13 protein-coding genes, 1 tRNA gene and 1 pseudogene are annotated in these 16,638 nt (G+C 60.4%); 7 read left to right on the forward strand and 8 right to left on the reverse strand.

Going from position 1 to position 16,638, the window contains the following annotated elements; genetic code table 11:
* Window positions 1-158: 158 nt before the first annotated feature.
* Window positions 159-1,862: a SulP family inorganic anion transporter gene (locus tag G3436_RS02940; protein WP_163941092.1), complete on the reverse strand. Its 1,704-nt coding sequence runs from the start codon at window positions 1,860-1,862 to the stop codon at window positions 159-161.
* Window positions 1,863-1,998: 136 nt separating this feature from the next.
* Here G3436_RS02940 and G3436_RS02945 point away from each other — a divergent pair, with 136 nt between their 5' ends.
* Complete coding sequence (locus G3436_RS02945; protein ID WP_163941094.1) at window positions 1,999-2,781, forward strand: lipopolysaccharide biosynthesis protein; 783 nt, start codon at window positions 1,999-2,001, stop codon at window positions 2,779-2,781.
* A gap of 85 nt (window positions 2,782-2,866) precedes the next feature.
* Here the strand turns inward: G3436_RS02945 and G3436_RS02950 are convergent.
* The 5 genes and pseudogenes from G3436_RS02950 to G3436_RS02970 all read right to left on the reverse strand — a co-directional run bounded on the left by G3436_RS02950 (window position 2,867) and on the right by G3436_RS02970 (window position 6,753).
* Window positions 2,867-2,940, reverse strand: a tRNA-Gly gene (locus G3436_RS02950).
* A 150-nt stretch (window positions 2,941-3,090) separates the two neighbouring features.
* Entirely contained in the window at window positions 3,091-3,975 is an 885-nt protein-coding gene (locus tag G3436_RS02955; RefSeq protein WP_163941097.1) for an alpha/beta fold hydrolase, read from the reverse strand.
* Window positions 3,976-4,297: 322 nt separating this feature from the next.
* Window positions 4,298-4,989, reverse strand: a pseudogene (locus tag G3436_RS02960) (pseudouridine synthase).
* A 32-nt stretch (window positions 4,990-5,021) separates the two neighbouring features.
* Window positions 5,022-5,243 carry a cysteine-rich CWC family protein gene (locus tag G3436_RS02965; RefSeq protein ID WP_163941100.1) on the reverse strand — a complete coding sequence of 74 codons (222 nt, stop codon included), beginning with the start codon at window positions 5,241-5,243 and terminating at the stop codon, window positions 5,022-5,024.
* On the reverse strand, window positions 5,236-6,753 hold the full coding sequence (locus G3436_RS02970; RefSeq protein ID WP_163941103.1) for a sensor domain-containing diguanylate cyclase: 1,518 nt from the start codon (window positions 6,751-6,753) through the stop codon (window positions 5,236-5,238). The genes G3436_RS02965 and G3436_RS02970 overlap by 8 nt, the downstream gene beginning before the upstream one ends.
* A 212-nt stretch (window positions 6,754-6,965) precedes the next feature.
* On the opposite strand from G3436_RS02970, the gene G3436_RS02975 reads away from it, so the two are divergent.
* Window positions 6,966-7,388, forward strand: a complete 423-nt coding sequence (locus tag G3436_RS02975; protein WP_163941106.1) for a hypothetical protein — start codon at window positions 6,966-6,968, stop codon at window positions 7,386-7,388.
* A 21-nt stretch (window positions 7,389-7,409) separates the two neighbouring features.
* Here the strand turns inward: G3436_RS02975 and G3436_RS02980 are convergent, their stop codons facing one another.
* Together G3436_RS02980 and G3436_RS02985 are read right to left on the reverse strand one after the other, a co-directional pair.
* On the reverse strand, window positions 7,410-7,769 hold the full coding sequence (locus tag G3436_RS02980) for a thioredoxin family protein (RefSeq protein ID WP_163941109.1): 360 nt from the start codon (window positions 7,767-7,769) through the stop codon (window positions 7,410-7,412).
* Window positions 7,770-7,934: 165 nt separating this feature from the next.
* Window positions 7,935-9,041 (reverse strand): enoyl-CoA hydratase/isomerase family protein, encoded by a 1,107-nt coding sequence (locus tag G3436_RS02985; protein WP_163941111.1) that lies wholly within the window; start codon window positions 9,039-9,041, stop codon window positions 7,935-7,937.
* Between the two features lie 129 nt (window positions 9,042-9,170).
* Here G3436_RS02985 and ung point away from each other — a divergent pair, with 129 nt between their 5' ends.
* The 5 genes from ung to G3436_RS03010 all read left to right on the forward strand — a co-directional run bounded on the left by ung (window position 9,171) and on the right by G3436_RS03010 (window position 16,601).
* A complete protein-coding gene (gene ung, locus G3436_RS02990) occupies window positions 9,171-9,863 on the forward strand; it encodes a uracil-DNA glycosylase (RefSeq protein ID WP_163941114.1) in 693 nt (230 codons plus the stop codon).
* An 86-nt stretch (window positions 9,864-9,949) separates the two neighbouring features.
* Entirely contained in the window at window positions 9,950-10,630 is a 681-nt protein-coding gene (locus tag G3436_RS02995; RefSeq protein WP_163941117.1) for a hypothetical protein, read from the forward strand.
* A 2-nt stretch (window positions 10,631-10,632) separates the two neighbouring features.
* The gene (locus G3436_RS03000; protein ID WP_163941120.1) at window positions 10,633-11,916 is read left to right on the forward strand and encodes a hypothetical protein; all 1,284 of its coding nucleotides are present in this window, start codon (window positions 10,633-10,635) and stop codon (window positions 11,914-11,916) included.
* 180 nt (window positions 11,917-12,096) lie between these two features.
* Window positions 12,097-14,109: a hypothetical protein gene (locus tag G3436_RS03005; RefSeq protein ID WP_163941123.1), complete on the forward strand. Its 2,013-nt coding sequence runs from the start codon at window positions 12,097-12,099 to the stop codon at window positions 14,107-14,109.
* Window positions 14,110-14,414: 305 nt separating this feature from the next.
* A complete protein-coding gene (locus G3436_RS03010; RefSeq protein WP_243666996.1) occupies window positions 14,415-16,601 on the forward strand; it encodes an autotransporter outer membrane beta-barrel domain-containing protein in 2,187 nt (728 codons plus the stop codon).
* The last annotated feature ends 37 nt before the right edge of the window (window positions 16,602-16,638 follow it).

Consider the following 16,638-nt stretch of genomic DNA (forward strand, 5'->3'; position numbering starts at 1 on the left):
GTTGGGATGTATGTGCACAGTGGCAGGTCGCGACTGTAGCACGCCACCGCGGGGCATTCAGCGGCGCTGACGATGCCGGCCATACCAAGAGGCTGAAGAATGATCAGACAATGGATGGCAGGCATCTGTTTGGGGTATTGAGGGCTGGCCACGCCGCGTCAGGCTTGCTCCTGTTCCAGGCGGATCATCTTGTTGCGCCACAACCGGTACGCGCGGATCCCCGCGCGTACCGAGCCATACAGCAACTCGCTGCCTATCTCGCGTGCCAGCCCGGAGCGTACCAGCATGCGCAGGAAGCTCCCGCGGGCCCGTGCGATGCCCATCAAGATGCCCTGGGCCATGAGGGTTTCACGCACTTCGCGCAGCGCCGCAATGCCGCTCACGTCGATTGAACTGACCGCTTCGGCATCGAACAGCACCGCCCGCGGCGTGGCTTCCTGTTGCACGGCGTCGAGCAGGCGCATCTTGAAGTAGTCGGCATTGAAGAACAGGATCGCGTCGTCGAAGCGGTACACCACCAGCCCGGGTACGGTGCGCGCGTCCTTGTGCCGGCGGATGTCCACCTGGCCCTCGATGCCTGGCGCCCAGCCGAGTACCGCATCGGTGGGCTGGTAGATGCTGTAGAGCAGGCGCAGGATCGCCAGGGTCACGGCAATGATGATGCCCGGCAACACGCCAACCCCCAGCACCCCCACCGTGGTCAGAATGCACAGCCAGAACTCGAAGCGGCTGAGGGTGTAGATCTTGCGCAGCGACTGCACGTCGATCAGCCCCCAGCCTGCCATCAGCAGCACGGCACCCAGCGCCGCCTGCGGGATCCACGCCATCGGCACGGTGAACAGCAGCAGGCACAGTGCAATCACCACGGCGGCGATGATCCCCACCAGTTGGCTTTTGCCACCCACCATGTCGTTGACGGCCGTGCGCGAGTCTGCGCCGCTGATCGCAAAACCCTGCGAGGCGCCGGCGGCGAGGTTGGACACGCCAAGGGCGAGGAATTCGTGGTTGGCGTTGATCGCATAGCCATGGCGCGCGGCAAAGCTGCGGGCCGTGAGCATGGCGCTGCAAAAACTCACGGTGGCGATACCCAGGGCGTCACGCAGCAGGCTTTTCATTTCTTCGAGGTTGGTCTGCGGCCAGGCCAGCGTCGGCATGCCGGCCGGCACTGGGCCGAGCACCGCCACGCCGAAACGGTCCAGGCCGAACAGGCCGGCCAGCGCCGTGGCAATCGCCACGGTCACCAGTGCGGCGGGCAACTTGGGGTAACGCCGTGGCAGCCAGATCAGCAGTGCGAGGCCGGCCAGGCCGATGAACAGGGTGAGCCAGTGGATTTCGCCCAGGCGCTGCAGCAGGTTGATCACGCTCAGTACGAAGCCGTTGCCCTCGATCTTGAACCCCACCACCTTACCCAGTTGCCCGGCCAGCAGGCTCAAGCCGATGCCGTTGAGGTAACCGATCAGGATCGGGCGCGAGAAGAAGCTGGCAATGAAGCCGGCCCTGGCCAGGCCGGCGGCGATCAGCATCATCCCCACCAGTACCGTGACGATCACCGACAACTGCGCCACGCGTTCGGGGTCGCCCATGGCCAGGGGGGCCACGGCGCCGGCGACCATGGCGCAGGTCGCGGCGTCCGGCCCCACCATCAGTTGGCGCGAGCTGCCGATCAGCGCGTACACGATCATCGGCAGGATGCACGCATACAGCCCAACCTGCGGCGGCAGGCCGACAATCTGCGCATAGGCGATGGCGATGGGGATCTGGATGGCGGCAACCGACAAGCCGGCCTGCAGGTCGGGACGAAACCATTCTGCGCGGTAGTGCAGCAGGTTGGCGAGGCCGGGGAGCCAGCGGGAAAGAAACATGAACCGATCCTTGTAATGTTTCAGACAGGACTGCAGCGCAATAGCGCATTTGTGTTGAGTAGAATTACGCAGTTTTAGGAATTATCGCCATGGGTTTATACTGAACGCTCATCGACTTCAGACCCCTTGGATGCCAATGGAAGCTGTACTTTCTGATGGCCCGGGCCTTCACGGCTCGGTCAAAAATTTTGCGTCATGCCGCAATATCGCACAGGGGCCGGTCATCATTGTTGCGTCGGGGAGTTCCGCCAGGGATTTCCCCATCGAGCAGTTCGCCGATGTGCCCATGATCACCATGAACGGCGCCATTTCGATGTTTGCCGATACTGATATCGATCCCTATTTCTACGTCTGTTCGGACACCCATTTCAGTGTACAGCAGCCCGCGTTGTATGCGCTGGCCATGCGGCGCAGCAAGCGGGTAGCGCTGTGGCAGGCCGAGGTCGAACCTGCGGCGGGCGAAATGTACCTGCTCAAGAAGGCCAACGATCTGCCATTGCTCGGTTCGATATTCAAGCGCGAACCTCACCATGCCAGAAGCTGGGCGCTGTGGAACAAGCGTGCCCGCTCGATCGGCTTCAGCAAGGATATGCAGCACGGTTACTTCGACGCGCGTACGGTCGCCTACCTGGCGCTGCAGGTTGCCTACCATGTGGGTTTTACCAAGGTCTTCCTGGTGGGTGTTGACCTGAATCAGTCTGTAGGGCGATTTTATGAGCACAACCACGCGATCAAGTCGCCATGCGGCCTGGACCAGCATTACGAGCGCCGCATCCTGCCGTCGATGAAGTTGATGGCCAAGCGGGTGATGGGCGAAAGATTTGCCGTCTACAACGTGTCGCAGGCGTCGAGAATTCCGCGTTCGCTGATTCCAAAAGTGACGGTCGAGCAGGTACGGGCGATGCTGGATCAAGGCTAGGCGCTTGCTCTGAAGGCGGGGACAGGCGGGGTTCTATTCAGGAACCTTGGTGGTTCCTGGCGGGCAGATGCCGAGAAAGGGAAGCTGGAGCGGGTGAAGGGAATCGAACCCTCGTTATCAGCTTGGGAAGCTGGAGTAATGCCATTATACGACACCCGCTTGCAGGCGCACTTTGTACCAGAACTGCGCGACGATTTGAAGCCTTTCTTCTCACGACGTGCGTGCGACCTGCAGCGCGAGGGCGTGCATCGTGCTTGTGCCCGGCGGGGCTGATGATGCCGCGGACTGCGCTACAGGTGCTCGAGCTGTTCAAATGGCCAGCGCATGCTGGCCCTGCGCGTAATGATTGCGCGCGCGCGGTTCCCGCGCCTGCGGCTGCAGGAAGCCCAGCAGCACGTCACGTGTATCGCGGCAGACCGCCTTGTTTTCCATGTCCAGAAAATGCCCGGCACTGCGGATCGGGCTGAAGTGGCTGTTGCGTACATGCCGGGCAAACTGTCGGGCATCGTTGGCGGTGGTGTACTCGTCCCACTCGCCATTGACGAACAGTACCGGAATGTCGATGGCCTGTGCCGCGCGCAAGGCGCGCTCCAGATCGTGGTCGAGCACCTGGTGGATATGAAAGTGCATCTGCGCGTACTCGTGACTGTGCAAGCTGCTCACATGCCGATAGTTGAAGCGCTTGAACAAGGACGGCAGGTACTTGCCGATGGTGTCGTTGACCAGGTTGCCGACCTGAAAGCGGTCGCACTCGCGCAAATAGCGCGAGCCGCGTTCCAGGTAGTCGCGCATCGGTTCGTTGATGACGGGGGAAAACGAACTCACCACGGCTTTCTTGATGCGCCGCGGCTGGTGCGCCAGTGCAAGCAAGGTGCAGGCACCGCCCCAGGAAAACGACATCACATGGTCTGCGCCAAAGTGGTCGATCAGTTCCAGCAGGATCTGGCCTTCGACTTCCTTGGTCAGCAGGTGATCGTTGACGTTGTGCGCCCTCGATTTGCCCGAGTAGGGCTGGTCGTAGAGCACCACGTTGAATTGTGGGTGCAGGTTGCGCACCGTCTGGGCGAAAGACGCTGTGGTGGCGAGCGAGCCGTTGATCAGGATGATCGTCTTCTCTGCGGCGTCTGCGCGATAGAACTCCGTGTAAACCCGGTACTGACCTTGTATATCCAGCACAGCAATTTCTGGCCTCATGTCATCGACTCCTGGCGCAAAAAGGGTATCCGTGCAAGCTAGCTTGCCCGTTCTTTATGACAGGTAGGCATACGCCTTGAAGTGAAGCGAGGGGCCCGGTGTCGATCCGCTGCAGCCTGGTCGACGGGTATTGTTGTTAGGTGGGCAATTTGCCGGACTCCAGCACTTCGAGGTGCCGGTCGCCAGCAAAAAGGTGTCTTGAACTGCGTGCGTGACCGTTGGGTCACATGCAGACTGACGATTGGATTCAAGCAGGCGCCTGCGCAACCCGCAAGTGCCGTTGGGCAAATCCGCGATTATTTTCTGCCGAGCGGTCGTGACTTCAGATGGGCCGTATTTCGTCGGCGCGCAAGGCCCGGTATTGGCCGGGGGCCAGTTGGGGGTCCAGTTGCAGTGGCCCCATGCGCTCGCGGTGCAGGCGCGTGACCTTGTTGTCGAAGTAGCCGAACATGCGCTTGACCTGATGGTAGCGTCCTTCGACGATGCTCAGGCGGGCGCTGTGGCTGCCGAGCAGGGTCAGCTCGGCGGGCAGGGTGGTGAGGTTCTCGAAAGCGAAGTAGCACCCCTCGCGGAATTTTGCGATGTAGGCGTCGGTAATCGGCTGCTCGGTTTCGACGTAATAGGTCTTGGGCAGTTTCGTGGCTGGCTGGGTCAGGCGTCGCGACCACTGCCGTCATTGGTCAGTACCAGCAGGCCGGTGGTGTTGAAGTCCAGGCGCCCGGCGATGTGCAGCGTGTGCTTGTCCGGCTCGTCGAGCAGGTCGAGCACGGTACGATGCACCGGGTCGAGCGTGGCACTGACGCAGCCGACCGGCTTGTGCAACATGAAGTAGCGAGCGGCCTGGCCGGCCTGCAGGAGCTGCTGGTCAACCTCGATCCGGCTGAACACGCTGACCGGATAATGCCCGTCGCTGACCGCCACGTCGTCCACGCGCACGCGCTGTTGCACCAGCAACAGGCGTACCTGCTGGCGGTTGAAACAGGGCAGGTTGCTCAGGAAACGATCAATGCGCATGACGGCAGGGCGGGCAGGGAGGGGCGCGCAGTCTAGCGGTTCGGCGCCAACTTGGCTGCCTGCAATTGCGCTTCGACCTGGGCGCAGCGCGGGCACAGGCAGGCGCTGTTGCGCAACTCGGCAGGCAACGCCTCGATCACCTTGGGGTCGATCTGCACGCTGTAGCACCAGCACGCCTGTGTCGCACTGCGCGGGTCGGCGAGGCTGCACTGGTTGCTGGCGCCGCAGGCGGGGCAATGGCGGGTGTCATTCATGCGCGGGGCGCTCATCGTCAGCTCTGGTCGTCATCACACTGGGCCGCTCGCAGCACACGCGGTTGCGCCCGTTCTGCTTGGCCCGGTACAGCGCGTGGTCGGTACGGGCAATCAGGGTATGCAGGGTATCGTCGCTCTGGCGCGCGCTCAAGCCAATGCTGATGGTCACCTTGAGCACCGTGTCGGCATAGCTGAACGCCAGTTGCTCGGTACGCTGACGCACTTTTTCGGCCACGGCCAGCGCGGCATCGCCCTCGGTGTTCTTGAGCAGCACGATGAACTCTTCACCGCCCCAGCGGCAGATGATGTCGGTCTGACGCAGGCAGCTTTCCAGTATCCGTGCGAACTGACGCAGTACCTCGTCGCCGGCCAGATGGCCGTGGGTGTCGTTGAGCACCTTGAAGTGATCCAGGTCGATCAGCAAGGCCACCAGCGGCATCGGTTCGCGGGCGGCTTCCTGTATGGCCTGGGCGGCCAGCAGGTCGAAGGCGCGGCGGTTGGGCAGCCCGGTCAGGCTGTCGAGGGTAGCCAGCGACTGGATGTTGTCCTGGTGACGGCGGATCATCGCATTGAGCAGCGACAGCACCACCAGGGTGATCATGGCGCAGATCACCAGGTTCATGTAGAGCGACTGGCGCGCGCTGTCCAGGGCCACATCGTCGCGCTTGTCGACGAACAGGTACCAGTTCAGCTCCGGAATCAGGCGCACATTGAGAAAGTGACTATGCCCGTCGTGGGTGTATTCGTGGTTGCCACCGAGGGGCGTGGGCATTTTCTGCAGCAGTTCGGCCAGGGCCGGCACCTCCTTGAGCAGACGGCCGCTGCGCACCCCGTCCGGCCCGCCAGCCGAACCTGTGAGCACGATTGTGCCCGTGGCGTCGACGAAGTAGACCGCCCGCTGGTAGCGCTGTTGATAGTTGTCCAGGCGCTGGATCACGGCTTCTACGGTCAGGCCTACGCCTGCAGCACCGATGAAGCGGTTGCGGTAGTCGAGCACCTTGTAGTTGATGAACACGGTGGGCCTGTCCTGGTTGGCCATGTCCAGGTCGACATTGATCTCGTACGGGGTGCGCATCGCCTTGACCCTGGCGTACCAGCGATCGCGTTGTGTGGTCGGGTCAATGCGCTTGAGCACACCCTTGGCCTGGTAGTAGGTGCTGGTTGCCTCGGACACGAAAAACGCCGTGTAGGCGTTCTGGTGTGCGACCACTTCATTGAGATAGCGGGTGATGGGGGCGGTGTCCGATTGGCCGCCAATCGCCCAGTCACGCAAGAAAGTGTCCTGGGCCATCATCGACGCGACCACCACGGGACGCACCAGGTCCTTCTGGATTTCCGAGTAGACGGTGTCCGAGGTCAGCGGCAGTTCGGTATTGATGATGTTGTCGCGGATCTCGCTGCGCGAGGCGAAGTAGCTGAGCAGCGAGGTGGCGAGAAAGCCGCAGCCCAGCAGTAACAGCAATGCCAACATCAACGAACGTTGCGAGAACAGGGCGGAACGAAGCGGCATGGCATTTCCGAGGCGGGTACCGATGCGCCCATTCTAGAGGTGCGCGCAAAAAATAACTGGACGATTTTTAAGGCTATCAGCGTTGTTACAATTTATTGCGCAAATCGCACGGCACGTCGAATCGGTTGTCTTAACCTGTGTCGATGAACGCTTGCCGATCGACGCCGACCAGCGCCGCTGGGATGTGCAGTTCAGCGGTCCGGGAGGCCGCCATGTATCGCCGACTTTTGCTGATTGTATTGCTGGGTGTGCTGACTACCGCGTGCGCGCCTTATTACGCGGGGCCGGGCTACTACCGAAGCGAAGTGTACAGTGTCGATCGCTATGATTACCGCGGCTATGACCGTGCCTATCCCTACAACCGTGGCTATTACGTGGTACCGCAGCAGCCGCGCTATTACGCGCCGGCGCCCCGTTATTACCGGCCGGTACCGGTGCCGCAGTATCGGCCTTACCCTGGGCCTGGCTACCACGGCGCGCGTCCGGCGCCGGGGCGCTACTACCATGACTCGCGCTATCGTCAGGGGCCGGGCCAGCAGCCACAGTGGCGCCATGACCGGGACAACGATCATGGGCGCGAGCGTGGCCATGGTCGTCATGACAACGGTTGGGGTGATCGCCGCTCGCGCCGTTGATTGCCGCAAGCGGCCTCTTTCTCATGGACTACGGGGCTTCAATCGCAGGTGCTCAGGCAGAAGTTTGTCCAATGCGCTGTTGATGCGGGTCCAGTTCGTACCAACCACCGCGTTCTGGTTGCCTTGGCAGTCAGTAAAGACCTGCGCGGGAAACCCCACGACACCCAGTTCTTCGCACAAGGCATCCTGCCCCTCGGCCTGAAACGAAAAAAAATCGACATCAGGGGTCACTCTGGCGACCCGTTCAACCTCCGGGTGCAACTGTTTGCAGGGAGGGCAATGCTCCACGTGCAGCAAAACCACGCAAGGCCGCGGGCGTGGGACCGGTTGCAGCTGTTGTCGGGCTGCCTGCACATCTTCAAGGATGGTCATCTCTGGCATGTTCACGTTCCGGCAAAGGGTCTTGGCCTATTGAACGCTACTAGCGCGTGTGTGGTAACTGACAAAAATACCAGTTGGCACACTGCCTGCCCGTTCGCGAGAGCGCACGCTACGTGCCATCAGTGGTGGGCGCCACCGAGGTCGGCGAACCAAAGGCGTCCGACCTCAGACCAGGTCCGCCAGCGGATGCCGCCCCTCCCAGGCCTTGCCGAAATGGGCGTTGACCACAGCTTGTGGCACCTGCGCCACCTCTGGCCAGTGCCAACGCGGCGCTTGGTCCTTGTCCAGCAGCCGTGCGCGTACCCCTTCACTGAATTCCGGGTATCGGCAGCAATTCAGGCTCATTGCATATTCCATTTGCAACACCTGCCCCAGTGACATGTAGCGAGCCCGCGCGATCTGCTGCCACACCAGGTGTACTGTCAGTGGGCAGCCTTCGACGAGGGTCTGCGCCGCCTTGGCCAGCAGCGGGTCGTCATGGGTGCGCCATTGTGCAATGGCCCTCCAGGCACAGGCCGGGTCGCTGACATCAAGCATTGCGTCAATCTGCGCACGGCGTGGCAGCCATTGGGCCGGCGGCAACTGCGCCAGTGCTTGCTGCTCCAGCGCCTTGAGCAGGCTGTTGAGCTGCATGGCAGTCTGTTCCTGCCAGTTCAGTTGCAACAACCCTTCCAGCAAAGCCTCTTGTTGTTCTTCACCCATGAAGCGGTCCGCCAGCCCCAGGTCCAGTGCGTCACGTGCATTGATCGGCGCACCGGTCAGCCCGAGGAACAGGCCAAGGCGTCCTGGCAGGCGGCTGAGAAACCAGCTGGCTGCCACATCCGGGTACAGGCCGATGCTGATTTCCGGCATTGCCAGGCGGCTGCTCGGTGCCACGATGCGCACGTTGCTGCCTTGCAGCAGGCCCATGCCGCCCCCCAGAACATGCCCGTGGCCCCAGCACAGCAGGGGTTTGGGATAGTGATGCAGGTTGTAATCGAGGCGGTACTCAGCGGCGAAGAATTGCGCGGCCAACGCCGGCACTTCGCCAGGGTGGGCGCGGCAGGCCTGCACCAGGCTGCGCACATCACCGCCTGCGCAGAACGCCTTGGGACCCATGCCGCGCAGCAACACGCAGATGATAGCGTTGTCGTTTGCCCAGGTTTGCAGGTGGCTGCTCAACTGCTCGATCATCGACAGTGACAGGGCATTGAGTGACTGTGGCGCATCCAGGCTGGCAACACCTATGCGGGCGCCGTCGACGCCGGTGAGTACTTCGAAGGCTACGGCCATGGGTTACCTCGATCCGGTTATCCCGACAAGTATGGCCACTGTCAGCGATCATGCATGTCGCCGGTCGGATCGATTGACAAGCACGGGTGGCTTTCCTAGTGTCCGCACCCATTGCCTACGGGAGCGCCCATGACCACCGATGACCGCATCAAGCTCGAACCTAGTTGGAAAGAGGCGCTGCGCGCCGAATTCGAACAGCCCTACATGCAACAGCTGCGTGAATTCCTGCGCCAGGAGTATGCGGCCGGCAAGGAAATCTATCCGCCGGGCCCACTGATATTCAACGCCCTCAATTCGACCCCGCTGGACCAGGTAAAAGTGGTCATCCTCGGTCAGGACCCCTACCACGGCCCGGGCCAGGCCCATGGTCTGTGTTTTTCGGTGCAGCCAGGCGTGGCAGCGCCACCTTCGCTGGTGAATATCTACAAGGAACTGCAGCGCGACCTGAACATCCCCATCCCCAACCACGGGTACCTGCAGAGCTGGGCCGAGCAGGGCGTGCTGTTGCTCAATACCACCATGACCGTGGAGCGGGCGATTGCGGCGTCGCATGCCAAAAAAGGCTGGGAGTCGTTTACCGATCGTGTCATCCAGCGGGTCAGCGAACAGCAGCCCAGTGTCGTGTTCCTGTTGTGGGGCAAGCACGCCCAGGGCAAGGCCACACTGATCGACGGTACCAGGCATCTGGTGCTCAAGTCGGTGCACCCTTCGCCGTTGTCGGCCTATCGCGGCTTCATTGGCTGCGGGCATTTCAGCCGGGCCAACAAGTTTCTGGAACAGCACGGGCTGGCGCCGATCGAGTGGGCACTGCCTTCTGCATGAACGTCGCTACCTAGTATTTTTGTCAGTTTCGCACGGCTCTCGATCACCGTTAAATGGTGGTCGTGGCCTGGTCCTGGACATACCCAGTGCGCTTTGGCCTCATTTCGATCTGGAGAATTGAAATGCCCACAGCCAGGAACTCAGGAACCTTTCAGGTAGTGTTGCCGCAGGTGCCCGACGCGTTGGAGCTGCTTGCTGACGATGGCGGCGCCTACCTCATCGACCGAGCCACCCAGGACGCTCCGTTACGCGTGCTGATCGCCACGTCGTGGCCAGTGGATGCGGATGATCCACCTGGCACGCAGAGCATGCTTCAGTTGTATTGGGACAATGCAACGGTTGGCGCTCCCTACGTCTTCACCTGGCCATTCGATCCCGATCAGGTTTTTCCGTTCACGGCATTCGTGCCTCGCGAGTTTCTGACTGCTCCAGGCATTCATCGCCTCAAGTATGAGGTGATGCTTTGGTCAGAGAATGAGGCTTTTTCGGACGAGATCCTGATCAATATCGATCGCGAAGCGCCCAATCACAACAACCGGGGCGAACGGCTCGGGTTCGACGATCAGGTCATCGAGCAGGGCGTCACCGACGCTTACCTGGAACTCAACCGGGGCCGTTTGCCGGCGATCGTGCCGCGCTGGTCGGACATTCGCGAAGGCGATCTGGTCGAATACTTTGTCGGTGTCTCTGCCGACCCTTCCCACCCCAGCGTGCTGCGTGGCGGTAGCCTGCGGGTGGACCTGAGCATGTTGCCGGCGCTGCGGTAGAGGTGTTCTATCCGCAGGAGGTGCTGGCGGCTTCGGGCAATGGCTACCGCTACGTGTTTTATTTCCTGACTGACCGTGCAGGCAACCAAAACCCTCGTTCACGTGCCGAGTACCTGAACGTGCAGTTGCGCGGCCCGATTATGCTGCCTGCTCCGGTGGTACCTCTTGCCGAGTTTGATCGATTGATCGATCTGGAGGACGCGCGTCGCGGTGTGGAGGTGCATATCCCGTTCATTGCCGAGGCGCTGGCGGGTGACCGTATCCAGGCCTACTGGAACAACCGCCCCCTGGCCCCCTTTTTCGTGGCAGCCAACCAGGCATGGCCATTGCGTCTGCCAGTGAGTTGGGAGGTGGTCAGTGCCGATGGCTTTGCCTCAGTTGTGCCTTGTGTGGTGAGGTATGAGGGCAGCCGGGGTACCCAGCCACCACTCAACGCACCCTCTGTCGCCTTTTTCGTCGATCTGACCGTGGCTGGCCCCGACCCGGTCGGACCGGACCCGATCAATCCATGGCTCAAGCCTGTGGTGGTCAAAGGGCTCACCGGTGACAACGTGCTCACACTCGACGATTACGAGCGTGATGCCGAGGTGCGTGTACTGCTGTTCGATCAGCCGCAGGCGGGCGATCTGCTGCAGTTGCATTGGGGGAACGAGACTCAGGTCGTGGCGACTTATCGGGTCAAGGCGCAGGATCGTGCCGGCGATTGGGTTACGTTTTCGCCGGTCCCCTGGGCAGTGATAGAGACGACTGGCAGCGGCAACGTGGCGGTTCATTACTGGACGTTCAACGACGTCAATCGTCAACGTTCGCCCGCAACCCGAGTGCGTGTGCAGATTCCAGTACTCACCGAACTTGGGCCGGTGACCTTTCCAGATGCCACCTTGTTTGGCTGGATCAATTGCAACAGCCGTCCCTGGGATGGCATCCGTGTGCATGTGCCGGTTGATGTGCGTATGTCGCCGGGGGACCAGGTTTCGCTGACGTGGCAACTATGCCGTCAAACCAATGGTGAGATTCCGATGCCCGGTGCGCTGAAGACGTTCAACAAAACCCTGAACGCGCAGGATTTACGTGGGGAAAGTATCGAGATACGAGTCGAGCCCTTCGATACGCTGGTACTGCCGTTATGGCCGGCGGGCCAGCCCCGTCCAAACAACCCCGACGGCTCCGCGCAAGTTGGGTACACCCTGCAACTGGTGGACGGGCGCTTTGGTATTGCGCCGCAAACCTACGTGAGTATTTCTCTTACTCGACCGGGCGCCAGCAAACCCTGTACCGGGCGTTGATATTACCGGATGAAATCAGGCTTGGGGTGGCACTGGCTGATAACTTTGTCAGGTGTACACGATTTAAATAGTTGGTTAAATAAAGTTGCGGTTCACTTTGTAATGCAATGGCGCTTTACCTTCTGCTGTACCTGTACCGGTCTTACCGGTTTGCTAATTAAATTGCCAGGGAGCATCACCATGTCATCGCAAGAGAAAGATCCTACCAGTGCAAAGCAACAATATACTTCTGCAGAACGCGGTATTTCCAGTAGTGCGTCAGCGTCTTCCGTGCGCAGCTTTATCCAAAGCTCGCCGATCGAGGCAAGAACGTCCAATGTCCGGCTGCTCGCTGAAGATGCGAAGCGCGCAGCGAGGTTTCCCGCTCCCATTCCGGACAATGTACTGCCGAACGGTGTTGATCTTCAGATCAATCTGCTCAGCAAAGAGCAATGGTTCATGGGGCTTGAACTTTCCGGCATTACATGGGATGACACCGAGGGCTTGCCAGATGCCAGCCAGGACGTCATCAGTTTCTACATCAATGGGCAGAAAATAAAAACGGAATATCGATTCGATTACCCGGTTGATCCTGCCTCCGTTCCGGCCACGTTCAATATTCCACGCGACCAACTCGGGATTGGCGAGCGCTTGATTACCTTCGTGGTCGAGAATGACTTCAGCCAGAACGAAGAGTCATCCGATGGCGCCGTCTTCACGGTTGACCTGACCGACCCGAATGTCGGCAATACACCGATTGCAGTGACACTGCCCACCTTGCCCAGCGGCGAAGTGGATGAGGCGTACCTGACCGCCAATGGTGGGCTGACCGTGTCGATCCCCGGTTACTTCGACGAGCAGGGCGGCGACCGCTATGTATTGAAGTATGGCAAGGTTCCGCTGTCGGACATCAACGGCGATATTGGCGCTACCCCTCAGGAGGTCACGATCAGCGCGGCGGATATCCGGAGCTTGGGCGAAGGTGTACAGGAAATCAGCTACTGGTTGTTCGACCGTGCAGGCAACGAGTCGAAATTGGCGTCACTGGCCGAAGTGCGGGTCGTGCTGACACCGCAACCTGCCGACTTGAAGGCGCCGTTGGTGCCAGCGGCCAACCCTGTGATCGACCAGGCTGATGCGCGTGCGGGCGTGGATATCAATGTGCCCGAGTATACGAACCCGCTGCGTGACGACAAGATCGATGTGTATGCGAGTGAGGCCGATGGCTCCAACCCTGTTCTGTTGAAAACCATCTACTTCCCGACACTCACCACACGCTTGAGCTATGCGGAATTGGCCGCCCGGGGCGATGAGTACAGTGTCAATGTCTACTACACGGTCACACGCGGCAGCGGCCAGCCACGTGTATCACCGTCAACGCCGGTAGTGGTCGATCTGTCGACGGCCGGGCCGGTGAACCCCAATGAGCCGGATCCGGTCAACCCGCTGCTGGACAAGCCCCGCGTGTTCGGTGCGGTGTCCAATACATTGGACATCCTGGAGCCACGAGACAAAGGTCAACCGGCCGACGCCAAATTCAATTTCTACGACCCGCTTAAAGAAGGTGAGATTGTGCGGGTTTATTACGGTGGCTTGCCCAACCCTGTTGTGGAGTACACCGTACAACCGGGTGATGTGGCCGACGAGGAAAAAGTACTTTCCATTCCATGGGCCAATATCAATCAAGTGGGCAATGGCAAGATTCCAGTGTTTTACCGCATCTTTAAAAACAGCGCTGCGACGAACTATCAGCAATCTGAAACGACGCTGGTCGATGTGTCGGTGTCGACGGTCGAAAATATGACCAAGCCCGCATTTGTGGGGGCTGCGGCGGGCGCGACAATCATCAACTGTGCGCGTAAACCGTGGGAAGGCTTGCGTGTGCAGGTACGTGATGTGAATAACTTGAAAGCCAACGATGATGTGGAACTGCATTGGGTCATGTTTGATAACTACGTCATCAATAACGTGCCCAGCGGTGCCGAAGTACCCTCAACCAAAGGTGTTTTCACGCGTAAGGTTCCTGCGGGTGCGGCGTTCCTTGATTTCGATATTCCCTACTACCCGAACATGGACTTTACCAAGCGCGTTGGCCATTGTGCGTTCTTCTGGCGGATTGTCAAAGCACAGGGTGCGGCCACCGGCACGTCCGAAACCGTTCGTGTTAACTACACCTTGAAAAACGGCAATGGTTACTGCTGGCCGGTCAATTGACCGGTCGCGCAGCGGGTTAGCAAAAATACCGGAAGCAGGTTACTGCTTTCGGTGTTTTTGTTTGGGTGATGGATATCAGGAACTGTATTTAAATCTCCTATCAAAGCCGGAATATTCCTACAGCCCTGATCAGTTACGGTTTGTATGCTGCGCGTCGTTATTTCAGGAGGCCTGAGGCCATGAAGCAATTAGTGAATCGCACCAGTACTGACAGGATCGCTTGCTCTTCGGCCGGCTCCTCGAAATCTACCGCTCTTTTGAGCCCGTTGGCAGTTTCGCTCCGAATGATGGCCGTGTTGCCAGTAATGCTTGCCACGCCTGCTGTGGCTGTCGAGTTTCTGGACGCCGAGACCCGTGCTATCACCAGCAGCACGCCAGCGGACAGCTACCAGTTGATCAACGGTTCGGTGCTCAATGCGCAAGGTGCGCAGACCGCGGAGATCGAAGCGTCAAATTCCACGGTCAACTTCACCGGTGGTGGCATTGCCACCACTGCAGTCAGTGGGTTGCGTCTGGTCAACAGCCAGGCGACGGTCCGTAACGCGCAAATCGTCAGTACTCAAGGTGGCGGGATGACTCTGGTGCGTACCACCAGCCTCACTACCGGCTCCACTGCAAGCGTGACCGACAGCGTTGTCAGGGGGGGGACGTATGGGGCTCAGGTGACCGCCTACAGCGAACTGTCCCTGCGAAACTCAATGCTGACCGGCACGGGTGCGAACAGTTCAGGGGCGCGCTTGCTCGGTGGCACACTCAACGCCAGTGGCGGGCAGATCCGTGGTGAAGAGAATGGTGTGTGGTTGTTGCGCGAAAGCGTGACCCATCCTGCGGTACCGCAATTGCAGCTGGACAATACCCATGTCGAAAGCGGCACCGGTTCGGCCGTCCGGGTGACTTCTGCCTCGGGTGCGAGCATTGTGCTGAGCAACGGTACAACACTCACGGGCGGCAATGGCGTGATACTCGAGCTGGGGGGGGGGGCGCTTCCACTGTACAGGTCAGACGCTCGGATCTTGTGGGGCCGCGTGCAGGTGGCGGCAGACAGCGGCGCCGTACTGGGCTTTGATCGGTCCAGCCACACCGGCGACGTCATCGTGGCGGCGGGCGGCACGGCTACCCTGAGCCTGAACAACAGCTCGCAGCTCACCGGCCGCCTGGACAACGTCCAGCAGGTCAATATCAACAGCAACTCCAACTGGACGCTCAATGCCGACAACACGGTCGGCAACCTGGCCATGAACGGCGGCCAGGTGAGCTTTGGCGACAACGCCACGTTCTATCGCCTGAACGTGGACAACCTGTCCGGTAACGGCACCTTCGTCATGGCGTCGGATTTCTCCAACGGCAACACCGACTTCCTCAATGTCACCGGCAACGCCAGCGGCAACCATGGCCTGCTGATCGGCTCCAACGGCGCCGAGCCGTCCTTGCCCAGCCTGAAAGTCGTGCATGTGGGCGCGGGCAATGCGCAATTCGGCTTGCTCAACGCCGGCCAGCAGGTGGACCTGGGGGCCTATTCCTACAAGCTGGTGCAAAAGGACGACCAGGACTGGTACCTGGACCATGAGACCCGCACCATCAGCCCGATGACCCGCTCGGTGATGGCCTTGTTCAACACCGCGATCACCGTGTCGTACGGCGAACTGTGGTCGTTGCGCAGCCGCATGGGTGCAGTGCACGACAACGAAGGCAAGCACACCGGTGTGTGGATGCTTACCTACGGCAACCAGCACAACATTGCCGATGCCTCCTCGGGTGTGGGCTACCAGCAGAACCAGCGTGGCCTTACCTTCGGTGCCGATACCCGCCTGGGTGAAAGCGACTGGCTGGTGGGGGTGCTGGCCGGCCATAGCCGTTCCGACCTGAACCTGAACTACGGCACGTCCGGCAGCATCGACAGCTACTATGTGGGTGGTTACGCCACCTGGATGGACCGGGAAAGCGGCTACTACGTGGACAGCGTGCTTAAATACAACCGCTACCAGAACAATGCCAAGATCGGCCTGAGCGACGGTACCCGTACCAAGGGTGACTACGATACCCATGGCCTGAGCGCCTCTGTCGAAGCTGGCCGGCACATCAAGCTCAATGACGGTTACTTCATCGAACCGTTTGCGCAGGTGGCCACTGCCGCCATTGCCGGCAAGGACTTCACCCTGGACAACGGCTTCAAGGCCAATGGCGATGTCAGCCGCTCGCTGCTGGGCAAGGTCGGCACCACGGTCGGCAAGACGATTTCGCTGGGCGGCGACAGCATGATCCAGCCCTACGTTAAGGCTGCCTTCGCCCACGAGTTCGCTCAGCGCAACCAGGTGCAGGTGAACAACAACGTGTTCAACAACGACCTGTCCGGTTCGCGTGCCGAGCTGGGCGCAGGGGTTGCCTGGACTGTCGCCAAGGACTTCCAGGTATACAGCGAAGCAGGCTACATGAACGGCAAGAACATCGAGATGCCTTACAGCTTCAGCCTCGGTGCCAGCTACCGTTTCTAAGCAGCCCACCATGAAAGAAGGAAGCCTCGGCTTCCTT

Source organism: Pseudomonas brassicae (assembly GCF_010671725.1).
GTDB classification, from domain to species: domain Bacteria; phylum Pseudomonadota; class Gammaproteobacteria; order Pseudomonadales; family Pseudomonadaceae; genus Aquipseudomonas; species Aquipseudomonas brassicae.

Coding starts and splice junctions, on each gene's coding strand:
- G3436_RS02970 (WP_163941103.1), bottom strand. CDS start 6,753: ATGCCGCTTCGTTCCGCCCTGTTCTCGCAACGTTCGTTGATGTTGGCA.
- G3436_RS02940 (WP_163941092.1), bottom strand. CDS start 1,862: ATGTTTCTTTCCCGCTGGCTCCCCGGCCTCGCCAACCTGCTGCACTAC.
- G3436_RS03010 (WP_243666996.1), top strand. CDS start 14,415: ATGCTTGCCACGCCTGCTGTGGCTGTCGAGTTTCTGGACGCCGAGACC.
- G3436_RS02965 (WP_163941100.1), bottom strand. CDS start 5,243: ATGAATGACACCCGCCATTGCCCCGCCTGCGGCGCCAGCAACCAGTGC.
- G3436_RS02985 (WP_163941111.1), bottom strand. CDS start 9,041: ATGGCCGTAGCCTTCGAAGTACTCACCGGCGTCGACGGCGCCCGCATA.
- ung (WP_163941114.1), top strand. CDS start 9,171: ATGACCACCGATGACCGCATCAAGCTCGAACCTAGTTGGAAAGAGGCG.
- G3436_RS02975 (WP_163941106.1), top strand. CDS start 6,966: ATGTATCGCCGACTTTTGCTGATTGTATTGCTGGGTGTGCTGACTACC.
- G3436_RS02980 (WP_163941109.1), bottom strand. CDS start 7,769: ATGCCAGAGATGACCATCCTTGAAGATGTGCAGGCAGCCCGACAACAG.
- G3436_RS02945 (WP_163941094.1), top strand. CDS start 1,999: ATGGAAGCTGTACTTTCTGATGGCCCGGGCCTTCACGGCTCGGTCAAA.
- G3436_RS02955 (WP_163941097.1), bottom strand. CDS start 3,975: ATGAGGCCAGAAATTGCTGTGCTGGATATACAAGGTCAGTACCGGGTT.
- G3436_RS03005 (WP_163941123.1), top strand. CDS start 12,097: ATGTCATCGCAAGAGAAAGATCCTACCAGTGCAAAGCAACAATATACT.